The organism is Leptodesmis sp., assembly GCF_052746595.1.
Genome location: NZ_JBRAGO010000007.1, coordinates 45388 through 63960 on the forward strand (window position 1 = coordinate 45388; position 18573 = coordinate 63960).

Below are 18573 nucleotides of genomic sequence, written 5' to 3' on the forward strand. Positions count from 1 at the left end.
TGGGTCAATCTTTAGCGTTTCAAAACGGACGTGATAATAACTGTTAATGTCGCCGATGCAATTAACGTGAACGCCAACTGTATCAACCATTGAGTCGCTTGCTGGTAGTTGCTGAGTCGCTCATGAAACCGTTCCTGTTTCTGAGAAAACTGTTCTTGCTGTTGAATCAATTTTTCCTGCTCCTGAGCCAGCCTTTCCTGATTCTGAGTCAGTCTTTCCTGGTTTTGAGCCAGTTTGTCTAACCTTTCAATTACATCAGACAGGGTTGGTTCATTTCTATCCTGGGCAGTCGTTATGGCTTTCACTAATATGATATTTGTCAGTTATCAACCACTAGACCATCTTTCACATGAATGATGCGGCGGGTTTGAGCAGCGATGTCATGTTCGTGGGTGACAATCACGATCGTAATGCCCTGACGATTCAGGTCTGCCATTAAATTCATGACTTCCTGAGAGGTTTGCGTATCCAGTGCGCCGGTAGGTTCGTCTGCCAGTACCAGAGCCGGACGATTGACTAAGGCACGGGCGATCGCAACCCGTTGTTGTTGCCCTCCCGAAAGCTGATTCGGACGGTTGCCCATGCGATCGGCTAAACCCACTCTTGTTAGGGCTTCTTCCGCTCGTCGTCGCCGTTGAGCTTTAGGGACATTGGCATACACCATTGGCAACATGACATTATCTAGGGCCGTCGATCGACTCAATAAATTGAACTGCTGGAACACAAAGCCAATGCGTTGATTGCGAATATAAGCTAATTCATCATCCGTTAGAGTCGTCAGGTTTCTTCCCTCCAGCACATAATGACCACTGGTGGGGCGATCGAGGCAACCAATGATATTCATCAACGTAGATTTCCCAGACCCAGACACGCCCATAATGGCAACATACTCCCCCGCTTCAATCGAGAGGTCAATGCCTTTCAACACAGGGATATCCACTTCTCCTAAGCGGTAGGTCTTCGTGATATTTTCCATCCAGATCATGGTCGCCATAGGGTCTTAACTATTCACTCCTAAGGGCAATGATTGGATCCAGGCGAGCCGCATTCCGGGCGGGAATGACTCCGGCGATCAGGCCAATGGCGGTAGACAGGCCGAAGCCTGCGCTGACTGACCAGAGGGAGATGACAAAGGGAAATTTAAAGGTGGCGGCGGCAGCAAAGGCAATCCCAACTCCCAGGGCAGTGCCGATCGCGCCGCCAGCCAAGGAAACTAGAACGGCTTCAGTCAAAAACTGGTTTAAGACAGCACTGTTGGTCGCGCCAACGGCTTTGCGAATGCCAATTTCACGAGTGCGCTCGACGACCGAAACCAGCATGATGTTGGCAATGCCAATACCGCCGACGATTAAGGAAATCCCAGCGATCGCGCTCACCATCACCGTAAATAAACCGACAACATTGGTAAAGGCATTAATAATGTCAATCTGGTTGCTGATCCGAAAATCATCCGGTTGAGGAGGGTAGATATTGTGGCGAATCCGCAACAGGTTAGTGACTTGAAACTGGGCCGCTTCTAACTGAGCATCGTCTGCCGCCTGTACCCAGATGCCGCTGATCGCCACGCCGTTGATGGCATTATTGCCCACAATGCGGGAAGACATATTGGTCAGGGGAATATAGATGCGATCGTCCTGATCCATGCCACCCACAGAGCCTTTGGGTTCCATTACGCCAATCACGGTGTAATTATTGCCCTGAACGCGAATATTTTCCCCTACTGCCCTGCCATCCGAGCCAAACAGGTCATCCCGGACTTTCGTGCCCAGAATCGCTACAGGTCGGGCACTATCCAGATCCGCCTGGGTGAAATACTGGCCTTCTTTGGGATGAATGTTTTTCACCTCCGGGTAGGCCAGATCCACTCCCAACAAACTGGTAGAGGTGTTTTGTCCGGCATAAACAGCTTGCGCAGGTCGTTGCAGAAAAGCAGTTACGCCTTTGGCTGCAGGAACTTGCGTGGCGATCGCCTTGGCATCTTCCCAGGTCAGGGTTGAAGCAGATCCCGTTCCCTGACTGATGCCGCCCGATCGCGCCACACCGGACAATATCAGCATGACATTGGATCCCAAAGCTTGAATCTGCTGCTCTGTGGCTCGTTGTACGCCCTGTCCTACCGAGGTCACGGTAATCACAGATGCAATGCCAATAATCACTCCCAACATTGTCAGTCCAGTTCGCAGGCGGTTACTCCACAAGGCATCTGCCGCCATTTGCAGAACTTCACCCAGCGAAACATTCGTTAGTCGAATCCGTTTTAACCCTGCCATTCCTACACTCCTTACCGCCTCCGACCACCACCGCCTCCTGGACCCATTCCTGGAAAGACAGACGGTGTTCTCGATTGAGGTCGTTCACCTTGAGGGAAGCTAATCAGCACCCGTTCCCCTGCCTTAAGGCCAGATAAAACGACCGTTTTGTCATTGACCGTAGCTCCGGTAGTAATGGGCCGGAATTCAGGACGACGGCTTTCTTGTTCCCCGGTCATCACCAGTACACCGCTGGCTCCTTCCTGTCGAGTGATAGCGACCGTCGGGATCACCAGGACATTCTTTAGGGTGCCAACGTTGAAATCAACATTAACGCTCATCCCCGCTTTCAACAAATTTTTCGGATCTGTCACCGAGGACTTCACTTCAAAACTGGTGACGTTTTGCACTGTGGTGGACTGAGCCGCAATCTGAATTACCTGTCCGTTAAAGCTCTGCCCTGGATAGGCATCGGCTTTAATCGTCGCAGGAACGCCTAATTTAATTTGAGCAATATTGGACTCGGCTACGTTGGCTACGACTTGATTATTGGATGCAAGAGCCAGGATGGAGGAAGAAGTGGCCGACGTGACTGAACTGCCAGACGTGGTTGGCGTGACGAAGGCTCCAGGATCCGCAAATTTTTTAGTGATGATGCCGCTGAAAGGAGCGCGGATAATCGTATCCTCAAGTTGGGCCCGAATGGTTTGTAGTTGGCCTTCGGCGGTTTTGACCTGAGCGCGAGCCTGCGCCACATCTTCAGGCCGAGATCCAGCTCGTTGCAAGGCCAGCGCTTGTTGAGAGCGCGTCAGTTGGGCTGCTGCTTGATCACGAGTCGCCAGAGAAGTATTAAAGTCTCGCTGGGTAATCGCCCCCGATTCATACAGTTGCTTATTCTGTTGAAAGGTTTGATCAGCCTGCCACAAAGCGGCGCGATCGCTTTCTACCTGAGCCTGAGCCTGAGCGATATCCTGAGCGCGGTTACCCGCCAATGTGCGTTGCAGGTTTGCTCTCGCTTGGGCCAGTTGTCCCTGTGCTTGGGTATATTGGCCTTGCAGATTAGAGTCATCCATGTAAGCCAGAACCTGACCTTCCTGAACCCGATCGCCCTCTTTTACCAGCAGTTGTTTCAGTTTCCCAGAGGTCTTAGGACTGACATTCACAGAACGCTCTGGCTGCACCGTCCCGTTGGCGGAAATGGTAACGGGCAGATTTACCTGTTCTACCGTAGCGGTTTGAATCCGTCGCCGTGCTTCCTGCCGTTGAGCTGTTGTGATTTGGCTGTATGCTACATAGCCGCCACCTGCTACTAGCCCAAGTACCAGCAGAGCCAGCAACCATTTGGGTGGCCTCAGTTTAATCAGGTCTTTCACCAATTTGGCACTCCTTGCCACATCCTCAGTTCTTTCTCAGCCAGCGCATGATTCATTATCCTTAGACTCTAGCGTTTCAGGAAAAGTTCAAACCAACTTTACGGTTTTAGGACGGCAGAGAGCGATGGAATAGAGTTTGAAGTTTTCAGCTAGGACTAATCACCCTGGCGACTGAAGTTGCGGCTATATCGAGAAAACCTGTCGACGCAGGTTACTGAAAATCTTGATTGTATTGAGTCTGCGTCGGCAGGCTTGGTGAGTGTAGTCGCAGTTTTAACCGCCGGATACTTTTCTAGACTTTGAACTTCTCTATAATCCGCTTCATCGCCGCTTCCACATTTTCCCGACTATTAAAGGCGGAAATTCGGAAATAGCCTTCCCCGGCAGCACCGAAACCGGAGCCAGGTGTACCAACGACATGGCAGGTGTGCAGCAGCTTATCGAAAAAGTCCCAACTGGAAAGGTCATGAGGAGTTTTCACCCATACATAGGGAGCATTCACCCCTCCATAGACGGCAATTCCAGCGACGGTCAGTTGTTCCCGAATAATCCGGGCATTTTCCATATAGAAGCTGACCAGCGCTCTAATTTGCGTCTGTCCTTCCGGGGAGTAGACCGCTTCTGCACCTCGTTGCACAATGTAAGACACCCCATTGAACTTGGTGGACTGACGGCGATTCCAGAGCTTCCACAGTTCTACATCAGAGCCATCGGCCGCTTTGGCTGTGAGGGTTTTGGGGACGACCGTGAAGGCACAGCGGGTGCCTGTAAATCCAGCGTTTTTAGAGAAAGAGCGAAACTCGATCGCACACTCCCTGGCTCCTGCAATCTCATAAATCGAGTGAGGAATCGTGGGATCGGTGATGAACGCTTCATAGGCTGCGTCAAAGAAAATGATCGAGCCATTCGCACGGGCGTAGTCTACCCAGGCTTGCAGGTGCTCCCTGGTAGCAGTAGCCCCCGTGGGGTTGTTGGGGAAACAGAGGTAAATTAAATCCACTTTTTGGGAGGGAATCGTGGCTGTGAAGTGATTCTCTGCTGTAATCGGAAGGTAAATTAAACCGCCATACTCCCCTTTCTCATTGGCTTCTCCCGTATGTCCGGCCATGACATTAGTATCCACATAAACGGGATAGACCGGATCGGTGACGGCGATCGTATTGTCATGCCCAAAAATGTCCAAAATGTTGCCACAGTCACATTTAGAGCCATCAGAGACAAAGATCTCAGAGGCATCTACATCACAGCCTCGTGCCTGAAAGTCCTGAGCCGCAATCTTTTCTCGCAGCCAGCCATAGCCTTGCTCTGGGCCATAGCCTTTGAAGCTTGCCCGATCTCCCATTTCTTCCACGGCTTTAATCATGGCGGTGCGACAGGCTTCAGGCAGTGGTTCTGTGACATCGCCAATCCCCAGCCGGATGATCTGAGCCGTGGGATGAGCGTCTGCAAATGCATTCACCCTGCGAGCAATTTCGGGAAACAGATAGCCTGCTTTCAGCTTGAGATAGTGGTTGTTGATAGTTGCCATGATGATTTCTGAAAATCCTGGTCGCGATCGTCTAAACCACCATTATTCCTTAGAGCGGACTCCTTCAGATAGAGAGCACTGGTGGGCTAAAGAATGACTGCTCAACCAAGTCCAGCTAGAGAGCGGCCGTTTTCCAATCAGAGAAACTCTGGTTCTGGACTTGGACAAGGTTTAAAATCTCAGCAGCGTCGAAGGTAAGCTGCTCAATGAGACCCTTGTCTCAGATTCAGGCTGCCCAGCTAGGCAACCAGACCTTAGAAACTTTGTGAGGAGGCAGTCTTGGGGTATCTAAGGACTTTTGCCCTAGTGGCTGTTTTATTTCTGCTAACGTGTGGTTTATGCTGGGTTGGAGCCTGGTTGCTAGACGACAATCCCCTACTTGGTATAGTTTTTTTGCTGCTGGGTACCTTAGGAGTAGTGGTTGCCATTGATCTGTTGCAGACTCGGCTGTTCCCGTAGCGCAGCGGAATGTCTGTGTTAAGATTGGCGAGTCTAAATTTGATATTACTGTAGGCTATGGATTTTGAAGCTGGAATAGAGGCAGGGGGGCTGATGGATATTGAGGCTGTGCAAAAGACTCTCAATCGATCCAGAGCATCAGTATATCGATATGCCAACACTGATCCGAATACTCTCAACCCTCCCTATGACCCAACACGCCTGAATCCAGAAATGCGCCTGAATAAAGACGATGTATTGATGTTTCACCCCAATGAGGTGGCTCGCTTTGCTAGAGATGTTCTAAAGATTAAGAATGTGACGATCGAAGTGCGAGAAACGCCCAAGACGGAAATTCAGGAATTGCTGGAAGAGATTTTGGCAGAGCTGCGGAGTATTCATCAACTTTTGAAGACGCGATCGTAAAAGAAAACCGGATAGGGCGAACACTACCCGGATGCGTCAAGTTCTCAATACTCAGGATGTAAACCTTGGCTAGAAGCAGTCCTGTGTTTATGAGAAAGGTTACAGTGACTGCATCTAATCCTGCGATCGCTATACAGTAGCTGTTGCTTTAGCCGCTACTTGGTTTAGTTCGCCTTTCTTGTACTTGATAGCGTAAACTTCAACAGGTTCTTGCTTGATCTTGCTAGCGTTTCCGGCAGTCCAGAATTCCTTGTACCGATCAGCACACACTTTTTGCATGTACTTGATGGAAGGCTTCAGGAAGTAGCGGGGGTCAAACTCAGAAGGCTTTGCTGCCAGAGCTTCCCGAACGGCTGCTGTGATTGCTAGACGGCAATCGGTGTCGATGTTGATCTTCCGTACACCGCTCTTGATGCCCTTTTGGATTTCTTCTACAGGTACACCATAGGTTTCCCGGATTTGACCACCATATTGGTTGATCAGGGCTAGGAGATCTTCGGGGACGGAGGAGGATCCGTGCATTACCAGGTGGGTGTTGGGCAGACGCTTGTGAATTTCTTCAATCCGGCTGATAGCCAGAATTTCTCCAGTAGGTTTTCGGGTGAACTTGTAGGCCCCGTGGCTGGTACCGATCGCAACGGCCAGCGCGTCCACCTGGGTTTGCATGACAAAATCAACAGCCTGATCCGGATCGGTTAGCAGTTGAGAGTGATCCAGTTTCCCTTCAAATCCATGGCCGTCTTCGGCTTCACCCATGCCAGTTTCCAGAGAACCTAAGCAACCTAGTTCACCTTCCACACTGACTCCGATCGCATGAGCGACCTTCACCACTTCCTTGGTGACAGCCACATTGTACTCGTAGCTGGCGGGGGTTTTTGCATCGGCTTCCAGAGATCCGTCCATCATCACGCTGGTAAAGCCATTTTTGATTGCAGAGTAGCAAGTTGCAGGCTCGTTGCCATGATCCTGGTGCATTGCTACTGGGATATGGGGATAGGTTTCTACCGCAGCCAGAATCAGGTGGCGCAGAAAATTCTCACCAGCATAAGAACGGGCACCGCGAGAAGCTTGCAGGATCACCGGGCTATCGGTTTCGTTCGCTGCCTGCATGATCGCCTGGATCTGCTCCATGTTGTTAACGTTAAACGCGGGAATGCCATAACCATTCTCTGCCGCATGATCGAGCAGCAGTCGCATAGGGACAAGCGCCATAGAGAGTCCTCCTGGTTGATTGTGATCAGCTTATAGACACGAGTAATGCTTAGGATAATCTTAAGATACTTTGCGTTCCACAGGGGGTGCGTTTACCTAAACAAGACACAATAGTAGGCAAAAATCACTATTTAATTTTCTTATATATTTTTATTCTTGTACTATTCATGCTGGCAAGGAGCTACATCATAAGCACGTTAGGACAAGCTATTGCAGTCGGTTTGCAGAAACTGTCCTAACGTGCATCCGTAGAGTTATACCATCGCTATCCAGTAATATCCAGAGAAAAGGCGGTTTTGGACTTGGACAAGGTTTAATTCGGTGCAAGAAGCTGGGCAGGGCTGGCAGACTCCTCTTCAGTTGTTCACTGCTGAATGGACTCTATGGTTCCCTCACTGGGGATATCCCACTTTGTTACGACGGCTGAACCAGCGCAGGAGCAGTTTTTCCGCCTCAATCCAGATAAAGATGAGGGTGCTGAAGCCAATACAAATCAGCAATTCTTGCCAGGATAGTATATGGGTGCCAAAGAACTTCTGCAGTGGGGGGATGTAAATCAACAACAGTTGCAGAATTGAGGTGAGTACCACGGAAACCATCAGGTATGGATTCGTCAATGGATTGATTTCAGCAAACAGGCGAGTGTTCGATCGAATGGCCAGCGCATGCCCCATTTGAGCTAAACATAGGGTAGTGAATACCATTGTCTTCCAGCGATCGGGATCCAGCGTACCGCCGAAGGTGTTTTGTTGTGTGAAGTTGTAAGCCCAGGCCATCATAGCGATCGTCACGATCGCGAGAATGACCCCAATCCGAATTATATAAGCCCCCAGACCTCTGGCAAAAATGTTTTCTTTGGGATTCTTGGGTGGTTGTTGCATGACGATTGGGCGACCGGGTTCAACGGCCAGGGCCAGCGCCGGAATCCCATCTGTCACCAGGTTCATCCAGAGAATTTGCAGGGGAGACAACGGTACGCTACCTAGTCCGAGCAGAGGAGCAGCGGCGATCGTCAGTACTTCCCCGATGTTGCTCCCCAGGATGTACCGAATGAAGCGGCGAATGTTGGTATAAACCACTCGACCTTCTTCCACCGCTGACACGATCGTGGCAAAGTTATCATCCAGCAGCACCATATCGCTGGCTTCCTTACTCACATCCGTGCCCGTAATCCCCATCGCCACACCGATATCCGCCTGCTTCAGGGCAGGAGCATCGTTGACACCATCTCCCGTCATGGCAACAATTTCACCTTTATGTTGCAACGCCTGAACAATCCGCAGTTTGTGTTCCGGAGACACTCGCGCATAAACGCTGACATGCTCCACTTGCGATTGCAGTTCAGATTGACTGAGTTTCTCTAATTGTTGTCCGGTCAGCGTACCATCGCCCGGTTTGGCAATTCCTAAATCTTCCGCAATCGCCTGGGCCGTCAACTGGTGGTCACCCGTAATCATCACCGGACGAATGCCCGCCGCACGACACTTGGCCACTGCATTTCGCACTTCTGGTCGGGGAGCATCCAGCATTCCCACCAGTCCCAGCCAGATTAGATCCGCTTCAGACACATCTTCGGAGGCTTCTGGGGGTAATTCCCTCAGCGATTTCATGGCAAATCCCAGAACTCGCAATCCGTGACTGGCTAGTTGATTATTTTGCTCTAAGATCTGCGATCGCATCGCCTCTGTAAGCTCAACTTGCTGAGTCCCGATTTGGATATATTGACACCGTTCCAGCGTCGACTCCGGCGACCCTTTGGTGAACATCAGGAAGGGAAAGAGTTCACTTCTATTGTCCGGTGTATTTTTCACCATCACGCTCATGCGTTTGCGTTCTGATGAGAAGGGAAACTCTGCCACACGGGCAAACTGGTAATCCAGATCATCTTTGCGTAATCCTGCCTTGCCTGCCACGGCCAGTAGAGCACCTTCCGTTGGATCGCCCAAAATGACCCACTCCCCGTACTCCTTCTGCAGCACGGCATCATTACACAACACACAGGCTTGCATGAGTAGTTGTAGTTCAGCCAGATCCTTGATGGGAACACTGCTTGCCATCTCACCAGCGGCCACAAATTCCCCTTCCGGGCTGTAGCCTTCCCCAGTCACCCGTGCCGAGCAACTGGCGGTATGCACGGCTTGCACGACCATTTTGTTTTGGGTGAGTGTCCCGGTTTTATCCGAACAAATTGTTGTCACAGAACCAAGGGTTTCCACCGCAGGCAATTTTCGGATCAGCGCCTGCCGCTTCACCATGCGTTGTGTTCCCAGGGCCAGGGTAACCGTAATCACAGCTGGCAACCCTTCAGGAACCACCGCCACCGCCATACTGAGAGACACTTTCACCAATTCCTGGAACAGGGACGGATTGAACAGTGTTCCTCCGATAATGACGATCGCCACCAGAATCAACGCTCCGGTCACCAGAACATTTCCCAACTGGCTCATGCGTTTCTGCAAGGGAGTGGGCTCTGTTTCAACAGATTGCAAGGCACTGGCAATTTCACCCAGTTCGGTTTGCATTCCCGTTTCCGTGACCAGCACCGTCGCCCGTCCCTGCACAACCTCTGTGCCGGAGTAAACCAGATTGGTGCGATCGCCCAGGGGAGCATCCGCAGGTAACAGTTGATTGGCCTGCTTACTGACGGCATGGGCTTCTCCCGTGAGCGCTGCTTCCCGCACTTGCAGGTTGGCCTCCTCCAGAATCCGACCATCTGCCGAGATCTTCACCCCAGCTTCCAGCAGCATGATATCTCCCGGCACCAGTTCTTTAGCATCCACCTCCAGCGGACAACCATCTCGAATCACGCGCACTTTTGAGGAAGCCAGATTTTTTAAAGCAGCCAGGGCTTTTTCGGCTCCACTTTCCTGCACATAGCCTAAAATGCCGTTGAGCAAAACCACCAAAAAGATTGCCGCCGCATCCTTGGGAAAGACAAACTGGCCGGAAGCCAGAGACTCGTGGACATCCAGAACAGCAGAGATAATCGCCACCGCGATCAGCATCAACAACATGATGTTCTTGAACTGATCCCACAGTATTTCTAGCGAACTGCGGCCCTTGGTTTCGATCAACTCGTTGGGGCCATACTGCTGCAACCGCTCTGCTGCTTGAGCCGGAGTGAGGCCCTTAGCGCGATCGCTGTTTAACAAAATAACGGCCTTCTCTGCATCCAGGACATGCCAGGAAGTGGGATGTCCTGGATCAGAAGCGGGATGGGACAAATGACTGGAAGACATAGATGAATGAGTCCAGAATTCTGCGGGTTAGGGACAAGCAATACTTGTTGCAAATATAGTACTACTTTTTAGTGCCAAGCCTGGTGGCTATTGATGCTTAGAGTGAACCACATCCCATCCAAACTGATCGCCCGCTTGTCATCTTCCGGCCACCTATGTCACCACCGACACCACTCTTGTGTCCAGGTCATAACGACCACCCACAATCTTGACCTTTCCTTCATTAACCAGTTGAGCCAGGACAGAAGACCGCTGTTGCATCTGCTCAGTCTGGTAATGTACGTTTTCAACAACTGCCAGTTCAATTAAGTCATCTGCACTATCTTTGACCCGGTTAACGGCAGGTTTAATCGCCTTGACCAAAGAGCCAATGCTACCCAAGAGGGATTCATTCTGCACAGCAGCAGTCACGGCTCCACAACGTTCATGCCCCAATACCATAATTAGACTGGTGCCCAAAAGTACTGCGGCATACTCCAGACTGCCCAATACTTCCGCTGTGACAATATTTCCAGCAACACGAATATCAAACAAATCACCAATGCCTGCATCAAACACAATCTCAGCCGGAACTCGCGAATCGGCACAACTGAGAATAGGACTGGTGGATTCAGGATGTTGGAGAGAATCAAACTAACATCCATGTGCATGTCCTGCCTTTGAATAACAGTAATTCAGAGCCTTTGATATCATTTCAAAGTGCTTAATTTGGTAGGGTTGAATGGTGTAATTACGTCTTTAGAAAACACTCTATGGCAATTAGGGATAGGGAAACCAAGGACAGCTTTCGTAAAGCAGAGACGGCTTGAGCACACTAAAAAGCTTTCAGCGTCAAGCTTGCAATGCTTTTCAGGATAAACCGGGTCTACTAAAACTTAATATCTAGCAACAAATTCTTTATAAATCCCAGTAAATAAAAAATGCACTGGACTTGTTCTGGTAACTGCTCCACCGTATCGGCTGCTCTGGATCACTATCGGTCTAAATTTGCTCAATTAGAAGGCGTTTGAAAAGTATCCGACAATTACAACCGCGACTACGCTAACAAAGTCTGCGTTGGCAGACTTAATAAAATCAAGGTTTTCAGTAACCTGCATCGGCAGGTTTTCTCCCTATAGCTGAGACTTCAGTCACTAGGGTGACTTAGATGGATTAGTATGCAAACGATCGATTTCTTGAATTGCTAGGCCTGCTTGGGTGGGCGAGGAAGATCTGATCGCATCGGGAACAAAATCTGATTCAGGTGACGAATTTGATTAGCGGTACCCATGCAAATCAGATGATCGCCCTGCATTAAAACCGTATCGGCAGTAGGACCGACAATGGGAGTGCCATCTACCCGGCGAATGGCCAAAACCAGAACACCGCACTGCGATCGCAATCGGGCTTCTCCCAGCGTTTGCCCCAGGTAAGGACAGTTCTCCGGATCCAGTTCAAATTCTTCGATATAAAAGGTACGACTACCGCCCGATAGAATACCATCCACGAAATCCATTACCTGTGGCCTGAGTGCCGCCGCTGCCATCCGTTTGCCCCCTGTGATGTAAGGCGACACGACCGTATCCGCTCCGGCCCGTTGCAGTTTGACGAGGGCTTCTTCCGTACTGGCACGAGCGATCGCTCGAATTTTGGGATTCAAAGTCTTGGCAGAGAGAACCGTGTAGAGATTTTCTGCATCGGAGGGGAGGGCGGTGATTAAACAGGTAGCCCGCTGAATCCCAAGTCGAGTTAACGTTTCGTCACGAGTGGCATCCCCCTGCAAGGCGGTATAACCTAACTGGGTGGCAATTTGTAGTGGTTCAGTTTCGGAATCGGCCACCACAAACGGAATTTTTTCGGCCTGAAATTCAGCGGCAATTTGCTGGCCCATGCGGCCAAATCCACAGATGATATAATGCCCTGACAGAGATTCCATTTGTCGCTGGAGCCGTTGCAATCGCAGTCCTTCCTGAAAATATCCTTGAATTAGGGCATCTGTAAATCGGTTAACGATGTACCCAATACTCATCACTCCCAGCACGATCAGCACAATTGTGAAAATCCGCCCGCGATCGCCCAGAGGCCGTACTTCCATGAATCCAACAGTTGCCAGGGTAATCACCGACATATAAGCGGCCTCTACCCAGTGCCAACCTTCTACGAGGTGATACCAACCTGTACCAAGCAGGAATACGAAAAACAGGGAAAGTATTCCTTCCAGCAACTCCCGTTGAATTTGACGATATTGCTGCTGAATCCGAAGTTGGGAATTGGACAGAGCGGTGTTCACAAGGCCAGTTTCGGTATTGGTTCTCACCATTAGTGCTTCTTCATCATGAACAGGGGGTAAAAAGCTATGACAGCTAATTGAATGTATCGATTTAGACCTGTACTTACAATACTCAAGCCCGCTAAATGGGCGATCGCGGTAAGTTGATACTGAACACTAAGATTTGGGCAAACTGGCTAAGACAAGTTGCTACGGATTTACCCTGCTAACCGAAAAATTTCCAATCAAAACATCGGCACATTCCGCATTTAATCCTTAAAAGTTCCTGAATAAAATAACGGGACATTTTCCTCTATTGCGATCGTGCCATCTACCTCATGTTGAATAGACGTTTTACAGAAACCCAAGCCACTTGAGAGAACGAAGCTATGACAGAGTTACAGCGCCAGCCCATTGCACCTCCTCCACCTCCTCGTGTTCCTCCAGTTCCCCCACCCACCCGCATTACGGCTAGTCATGGAACTACCGTCGCTGCAACTCAGCAAATGACCACTCCTATATCGTCTAATGCCATAACTCCTACGATGGTATCCTCCCAGTCAACAGGGCAAACGATGGTTTCTCAAAGAGGAGTACCAACCTCAGTAGCTCCCACCCAGGTGGCCTCCTCTGGGGCTTCCCCGCAAGTCTCTTCCACCCCTGGCCATCGCCCTGCGCCACCCCCACCCCCTGTCCAGCAGGCATCGACACATGGTTCTCCCTCCCTGGCAGAGGTGGTGCGAGTGGCTTTTGAAAAAGGCTACTCAGATATCCATCTGGGAGTTGGCGAAGTGCCTCGCTACCGGAACCGGGGTGAAATCGAACCAACGGATTGGCCCGAAACCGATCGCCCGACCTTCTTTAGCTGGCTGCGGGAAATTTTAAGCGATGAAGAAATTCGCCGCTTTGAAGAGACACTAGATTATGATGGTGCTACTCAGTATGACTTTGCCCGTGTTCGGATTAACATTTTCGACTCGTTGTATGGCCCAGCCATGGTTTTGCGGCTGATTCCCCTCAAGATTCTGACAATCGAGCAGCTGAACCTGCCACCCGTTTTCAAAGATATCTGTCACTATCACAAAGGGTTAATCCTGATTACTGGCCCAACAGGTTCTGGTAAGTCCACGACCCTAGCCGCCATGATCGACTATATGAATAAGGAGATGCCCAAACACATCATTACCATTGAGGATCCCATTGAATTTGTCCACCGTAGTAAAAAGGCATTGATCAAACACCGGGAAGTTGGCATTCACACCCGCAAATTCGACAATGCATTGAAAGCAGCTCTCCGGGAAGACCCCGATGTAATTCTGGTGGGTGAAATGCGGGATAAAGAAACGGTTAATACGGCTCTGAAAGCCGCCCAAACCGGTCACTTAGTTATGGGAACGCTGCACACAAATAGTGCTGTTAAAACAATTGAGCGGATTCTGCAACTGTATGAACCTGATCAGCAGGAACCCATACGGGTGTCCTTAGCTGAATCTCTGGTGGGGGTAATTGCTCAAGGCTTATGCCGCACGACAGATGGTAAGCGAGCGGCCTTCCACGACATTATGATTAACACAGATGCGATTCGCGATTATATTCGGCGGGGCGATCTAGATGAAGTGGAGCAATTGATTCCGCGCTGTACCTTTGACGGTATGTGTACGATGAATCAATCCCTCTATAAACTCTATGAAGCCGGACGCATTACAGAGGAAACCGCTCTGGAAATGTCACCGAAACCAAACGAAATGGCGCAAATGTTAAGAGGGCGTTGCTAAGAGAGCGATCGGGGTCAATGGAGAGCAGCATAATCCAGGCTGTAACATCATCGCTTCAGGGGTTTAAGGGTATTGCCTTGTTTACCCCAGGTGGGGATCTGGTGTACTGTATTGATTCGCAAAAACAGGCTCACTGGCATATCCACTTGTGTGAGATGTTGCAGCACTGGTTGGGCTTAACAGAACTGCCTCATTTTTTGGTCACCTGTTATGCCGCGACCGTCGATCGCACAGTCGATCCGGTCACTGATCAAGTGCAGCAGGTGGCCGAAGCCTCTCCTCTGGTCATGCGCTATCAGCCCCTGTTAAATGCCGTATTTGGCACGTCAGGGTTGATCTGGCATCCTACCCCCCTGCGCCGTGAAGTGTGTGATCCAATGATTCTAAGTGCCTACCGGGCAGAATTTCCGCAGATCTGGGAATGTCACGATTTAATTTTGCGGTATGACCAGAGTCCTTTCAGGAACAGCAATCGCCTTCCTACTCAAGTTGGGTTAAAACCTGTAGCCCAGCAGATAGAAACTCAGGGCTATGTACTGCGGCTTTTTGTGGCAGATCACAGCACTGTTACAGAAAGAGTTTTGCAAAACCTATATCATCTGCTGGAGCAAGTGCTAGATCAGCCCTATTCACTAAAAGTCATTGATGTCGCTCAGCATCCAGAACAAGCTGAGTTAGACCAGATAACCGCCACTCCCACGCTGGTCAGAGTCTGGCCGCAACCCATTCGTCGTATTGTTGGCAATCTAGAGAATGTTGAGCAACTGTTGGGACTGCTTAATTTGATTGAGGAGTAATCTGATTGAGGAGTAATCAAACAAAAGGAAAAGTCCCAGGTTAGGCTAAGGTTTGTACCTTTACCTAATCTCTTCTATGATGATGACAACAGTTGAGGCGATCCTGAAACGCGCTCTATCAGGGCAAGATTTACAGCAGGATGAGGGAGTCTTGCTGCTAAAACAGACTTCTCCGGATGCGATCGCCCAGATTCGCGCTGTGGCTGATCAGCTGCGTCAGCAACTCGTAGGCGATACTGTCACTTATGTGGTGAATCGCAACATCAACTTCACCAACATCTGCGAGCAACACTGTAGTTTTTGTGCCTTTCGCCGTGATCAAGGGGAGGCAGGCTCTTTTTGGTTAGCTGTTGACCAGATTCTGGAAAAAGCAGCAGAAGCAGTCGATCGCGGCGCAACAGAAATCTGCATGCAGGGCGGCCTGAACCCCAACGCAACAATTAACGGTGCTTCCCTAAGCTACTATGTCAAGCTTGTAGAATCCATCAAACATCAATTTCCCAAACTGCATCTGCACGCATTCTCTCCCCAGGAAGTCCAGTTTATCGCTCGTCAGGATGGTCTGACTTATGCTGAGGTGATCACCGCACTCCGGGAAGCTGGAGTTAGCTCCATGCCAGGCACGGCTGCCGAGGTTCTGGATGATCAGGTGCGTCGGGTATTATGCCCAGAGAAAATTGATAGTGCCACCTGGTTGGAGATTGTCAGTACCGCCCATCAATTGGGTGTACCCACTACCAGCACGATGCTCTCGGGCCACATTGAAACTCCAGAACAGCAGATCGGTCATTTAGAGCGACTACGATCGCTGCAGCAACACTCCTTACTCAACCACTATCCAGCTCAGATCACCGAGTTCATTCTGCTGCCCTTCGTTGGTCAAGAAGCGCCCAAACCCCTGCAACGGCGAGTCGGACGCGATCAGCCAGTGCTGGCAGATGCGTTATTACTGATGGCTGTGGCGCGGCTGTACCTAGGACGCTGGATTGCCAACCACCAACCCAGTTGGGTCAAACTGGGACTGGCCGGAGCAACTGAAGCTTTACGCTGGGGCTGTAATGACATTGGCGGCACGTTGATGGAGGAGCATATCACGACCATGGCCGGTGCTCAGGGCGGCACTTGTGTGACAGTGGAGCAACTGCAAACCGCGATTGCCTCCTTGGGGCGTCCTCACCAGCAGCGAGATACACTCTACTCGAAAATTGACCCAGGATACCAGTAATGCTCCGGTAGAGGCTCTTCACCCCAATTACCTGTTGCGATCGCCCTAGGTTTGCTAAAGTGACAGGGGCATTGCCCATTTCAACTCCTTCACAAGCGTTCTCCTATGCCTGCCAAGACAAAAAAGCCGACCCTTCTGCTGACGTTAGGAACAGCCGCATTATTAATTGCCGGAGGGGGAACTGCCTACTGGTATTTTTCTCAGCCCAAAGCCACGCCCGGAGATTTGCTGACTGGCGGAGAGGTCATTCCTCAAGATGCGTTGATGGCCGTTTCCGTAACCACTGATCAAAGTCAATGGGATCGACTGCGGCAGTTTGGCACACCACAAAGTCAGGCTGCCTTTGATCAAAACTTAGCGCAAGTGCGCGATCGCATCCTCACCGCGAATGGATTTGATTATCAGAAAGACATTCAGCCCTGGGTTGGCGCAGAGGCGACTGTTGCCTTTTTATCTCCGCCTCCCTTCACCGCACCTCCCAGTGCCCACACCCAACAAACGGCGATGATCGTGTTGCCCATTCGCGATCCCCTGAAAGCCAAACAGATTCTAGAGGCTCCTCGCGCTGCCGATGCCGGTAAGTTGGTAGAACGCAGCTATAAAGGATTTCAAATCCGGGAAACCCAAAATTCTGCCACTCAAAATTACTCCGCAACAGTACTGGATGGTAAGTTTTTGGTCGTCACCACGGATCCTAAGATTACAGACAAAGCGATCGATACCTATAAGGGAGCAGCTTCCCTGGTAGGAACTCCTGGATATAGCCGAGCCTTTGGCCAGGTTAAAGTGGAGCAACCGTTTGGCAAAGTGTACATTAACGTGCCTGCCGCCGTCGCGTTAACAGCCGCCAACTCAGGCCGCTCCATTCCACCTCAAAACCTGGAACAAATGCAGCAGAATCAGGGATTAGCCGCAACAGTTACCCTGCAGCCGGAAGGACTGCAGCTTAAAAGTGTCTCCTGGTTGAAGCCAGATAGCCAACGCAAGTTTTCGGTTCAGAATAATGCCAGGTTAATGGCTAGCCGTTTGCCTGCCGATACAATCTTGATGGCTTCAGGTGGAAACTTTAAAAAGTTTTGGCAAGACTATACTCAGGGAGCTACCTCCAATCCAGTCACACCTATTAACCCAGATGTCATTCGTTCGGGCGTAAAATCCACGGTCGGCATGGACTGGGATCAAGACTTTCTGGCCTGGATGGACGACGAATTCGCGATCGCCCTTGCTGCGGCCCCAGAAGGTTCCTCTCCAGGGCTGCCATTTAGCCTCATGATCCTGGTCAAAGCCAGCGATCGTCGGGCTGCGGATACCGCCCTGCAAAAATTGGATCAGGCCATGGCCAGTCGGTACAAGTTCAAGGTTGAGGAAACTCAAGCGGGGGGGCAACCTGTGACCACCTGGAGCATTCCGCAAAGCGGCGCAGTGATCAACCGGGGATGGATGGATGGAGATGTGGCTTTCCTGACTCTGGGAGCACCGATCGTGAACGCGATTGTCCCCCGCCCCGCTCAACCTCTAGCCGACAGTGAAGTCTTCAAGAACGCAATGCCCACAGAATTGAAGCCGAATAATGGCCACTTTTTTGCCAACGTTGATCAGGCGATCAACTCCAAAAAGTTCCCAATTCTCCAACTCCCATCAGGGAATAAGGAACTGGTCGCCGCCATCCGCACCATTGGGGTGACTGCCGCCATCACGGACGATCGCACCAGCCGTTACGATGTCTTCATTGGACTTCAAAAAGGTAAAAACCCTGGCCCCTTACCTGCCCCAACTGTTTCACCAGCATCTCCCAGCCCTTAACTACCATCAAAATCTTTTCCGTAGGAAAACTCGCGTGATCTCGAAAGGCATCAGAAGATCTGTCATGGGTCATGCGTTATGCATCTTTAACGAAAGATAAGGGACAAAAGACGGAGAACGAAGGACAATTCACTCCAAAATCCATCCCCTCCAAAATGTTATGACATCGTAGGATAGAGACAGTCAACCTTAATATTGGGCTTCTATTACGCCTGGGGAGTCACATGGATCTAGTCAAGCTCCAGAACATTCTTGATAAT

14 protein-coding genes are annotated in these 18573 nt (G+C 50.5%); 5 read left to right on the top strand and 9 right to left on the bottom strand.

Translation table 11 applies throughout. The annotated features are described in order from the left end of the window. Nucleotides 1-11: 11 nt before the first annotated feature. The 5 genes from ACUVQO_RS02845 to ACUVQO_RS02865 form a co-directional block, all read right to left on the bottom strand. A complete protein-coding gene (locus ACUVQO_RS02845) occupies nucleotides 12-305 on the bottom strand; it encodes a hypothetical protein (RefSeq protein ID WP_445924384.1) in 294 nt (97 codons plus the stop codon). A gap of 14 nt (nucleotides 306-319) precedes the next feature. After that, complete coding sequence (locus ACUVQO_RS02850) at nucleotides 320-994, bottom strand: ABC transporter ATP-binding protein (RefSeq protein WP_445924385.1); 675 nt, start codon at nucleotides 992-994, stop codon at nucleotides 320-322. 10 nt (nucleotides 995-1004) lie between these two features. Next, entirely contained in the window at nucleotides 1005-2270 is a 1266-nt protein-coding gene (locus tag ACUVQO_RS02855) for an ABC transporter permease (RefSeq protein ID WP_445924386.1), read from the bottom strand. An 11-nt stretch (nucleotides 2271-2281) separates the two neighbouring features. Then, nucleotides 2282-3622, bottom strand: a complete 1341-nt coding sequence (locus tag ACUVQO_RS02860; RefSeq protein WP_445924387.1) for an efflux RND transporter periplasmic adaptor subunit — start codon at nucleotides 3620-3622, stop codon at nucleotides 2282-2284. Between the two features lie 292 nt (nucleotides 3623-3914). Beyond that, nucleotides 3915-5150, bottom strand: a complete 1236-nt coding sequence (locus ACUVQO_RS02865; protein WP_445924388.1) for an LL-diaminopimelate aminotransferase — start codon at nucleotides 5148-5150, stop codon at nucleotides 3915-3917. A 516-nt stretch (nucleotides 5151-5666) separates the two neighbouring features. Here ACUVQO_RS02865 and ACUVQO_RS02870 point away from each other — a divergent pair. Then, entirely contained in the window at nucleotides 5667-6014 is a 348-nt protein-coding gene (locus tag ACUVQO_RS02870; RefSeq protein WP_445924389.1) for a resolvase, read from the top strand. 129 nt (nucleotides 6015-6143) lie between these two features. On the opposite strand, the gene fba is transcribed toward ACUVQO_RS02870, so the two are convergent. The 4 genes from fba to ACUVQO_RS02890 all read right to left on the bottom strand — a co-directional run bounded on the left by fba (nucleotide 6144) and on the right by ACUVQO_RS02890 (nucleotide 12764). Next, nucleotides 6144-7226, bottom strand: coding sequence for a class II fructose-bisphosphate aldolase (gene fba / locus ACUVQO_RS02875; RefSeq protein WP_445924390.1), 1083 nt, complete (start codon nucleotides 7224-7226; stop codon nucleotides 6144-6146). 392 nt (nucleotides 7227-7618) lie between these two features. Then, nucleotides 7619-10465, bottom strand: coding sequence for a cation-translocating P-type ATPase (locus tag ACUVQO_RS02880; protein ID WP_445924391.1), 2847 nt, complete (start codon nucleotides 10463-10465; stop codon nucleotides 7619-7621). Nucleotides 10466-10618: 153 nt separating this feature from the next. Beyond that, entirely contained in the window at nucleotides 10619-11062 is a 444-nt protein-coding gene (locus ACUVQO_RS02885) for a carbonic anhydrase (RefSeq protein WP_445924405.1), read from the bottom strand. A gap of 586 nt (nucleotides 11063-11648) precedes the next feature. Beyond that, the gene (locus tag ACUVQO_RS02890) at nucleotides 11649-12764 is read right to left on the bottom strand and encodes a potassium channel family protein (protein ID WP_445924392.1); all 1116 of its coding nucleotides are present in this window, start codon (nucleotides 12762-12764) and stop codon (nucleotides 11649-11651) included. Between the two features lie 338 nt (nucleotides 12765-13102). Here ACUVQO_RS02890 and ACUVQO_RS02895 point away from each other — a divergent pair, with 338 nt between their 5' ends. From ACUVQO_RS02895 to ACUVQO_RS02910, 4 genes are all read left to right on the top strand, one after another. Beyond that, nucleotides 13103-14488, top strand: a complete 1386-nt coding sequence (locus ACUVQO_RS02895) for a type IV pilus twitching motility protein PilT (RefSeq protein ID WP_445924393.1) — start codon at nucleotides 13103-13105, stop codon at nucleotides 14486-14488. Nucleotides 14489-14565: 77 nt separating this feature from the next. After that, complete coding sequence (locus ACUVQO_RS02900; protein WP_445924394.1) at nucleotides 14566-15285, top strand: circadian clock KaiB family protein; 720 nt, start codon at nucleotides 14566-14568, stop codon at nucleotides 15283-15285. A 76-nt stretch (nucleotides 15286-15361) separates the two neighbouring features. Further along, complete coding sequence (gene cofH, locus ACUVQO_RS02905) at nucleotides 15362-16510, top strand: 7,8-didemethyl-8-hydroxy-5-deazariboflavin synthase subunit CofH (RefSeq protein WP_445924395.1); 1149 nt, start codon at nucleotides 15362-15364, stop codon at nucleotides 16508-16510. Between the two features lie 105 nt (nucleotides 16511-16615). Further along, a complete protein-coding gene (locus tag ACUVQO_RS02910) occupies nucleotides 16616-18313 on the top strand; it encodes a DUF3352 domain-containing protein (protein ID WP_445924396.1) in 1698 nt (565 codons plus the stop codon). Nucleotides 18314-18573 lie beyond the last annotated feature (260 nt).

Coding starts and splice junctions, on each gene's coding strand:
- ACUVQO_RS02855 (WP_445924386.1), bottom strand. CDS start 2,270: ATGGCAGGGTTAAAACGGATTCGACTAACGAATGTTTCGCTGGGTGAA.
- ACUVQO_RS02870 (WP_445924389.1), top strand. CDS start 5,667: ATGGATTTTGAAGCTGGAATAGAGGCAGGGGGGCTGATGGATATTGAG.
- ACUVQO_RS02895 (WP_445924393.1), top strand. CDS start 13,103: ATGACAGAGTTACAGCGCCAGCCCATTGCACCTCCTCCACCTCCTCGT.
- cofH (WP_445924395.1), top strand. CDS start 15,362: ATGATGATGACAACAGTTGAGGCGATCCTGAAACGCGCTCTATCAGGG.
- ACUVQO_RS02880 (WP_445924391.1), bottom strand. CDS start 10,465: ATGTCTTCCAGTCATTTGTCCCATCCCGCTTCTGATCCAGGACATCCC.
- ACUVQO_RS02910 (WP_445924396.1), top strand. CDS start 16,616: ATGCCTGCCAAGACAAAAAAGCCGACCCTTCTGCTGACGTTAGGAACA.
- ACUVQO_RS02865 (WP_445924388.1), bottom strand. CDS start 5,150: ATGGCAACTATCAACAACCACTATCTCAAGCTGAAAGCAGGCTATCTG.
- ACUVQO_RS02890 (WP_445924392.1), bottom strand. CDS start 12,764: ATGGTGAGAACCAATACCGAAACTGGCCTTGTGAACACCGCTCTGTCC.
- ACUVQO_RS02850 (WP_445924385.1), bottom strand. CDS start 994: ATGGCGACCATGATCTGGATGGAAAATATCACGAAGACCTACCGCTTA.
- fba (WP_445924390.1), bottom strand. CDS start 7,226: ATGGCGCTTGTCCCTATGCGACTGCTGCTCGATCATGCGGCAGAGAAT.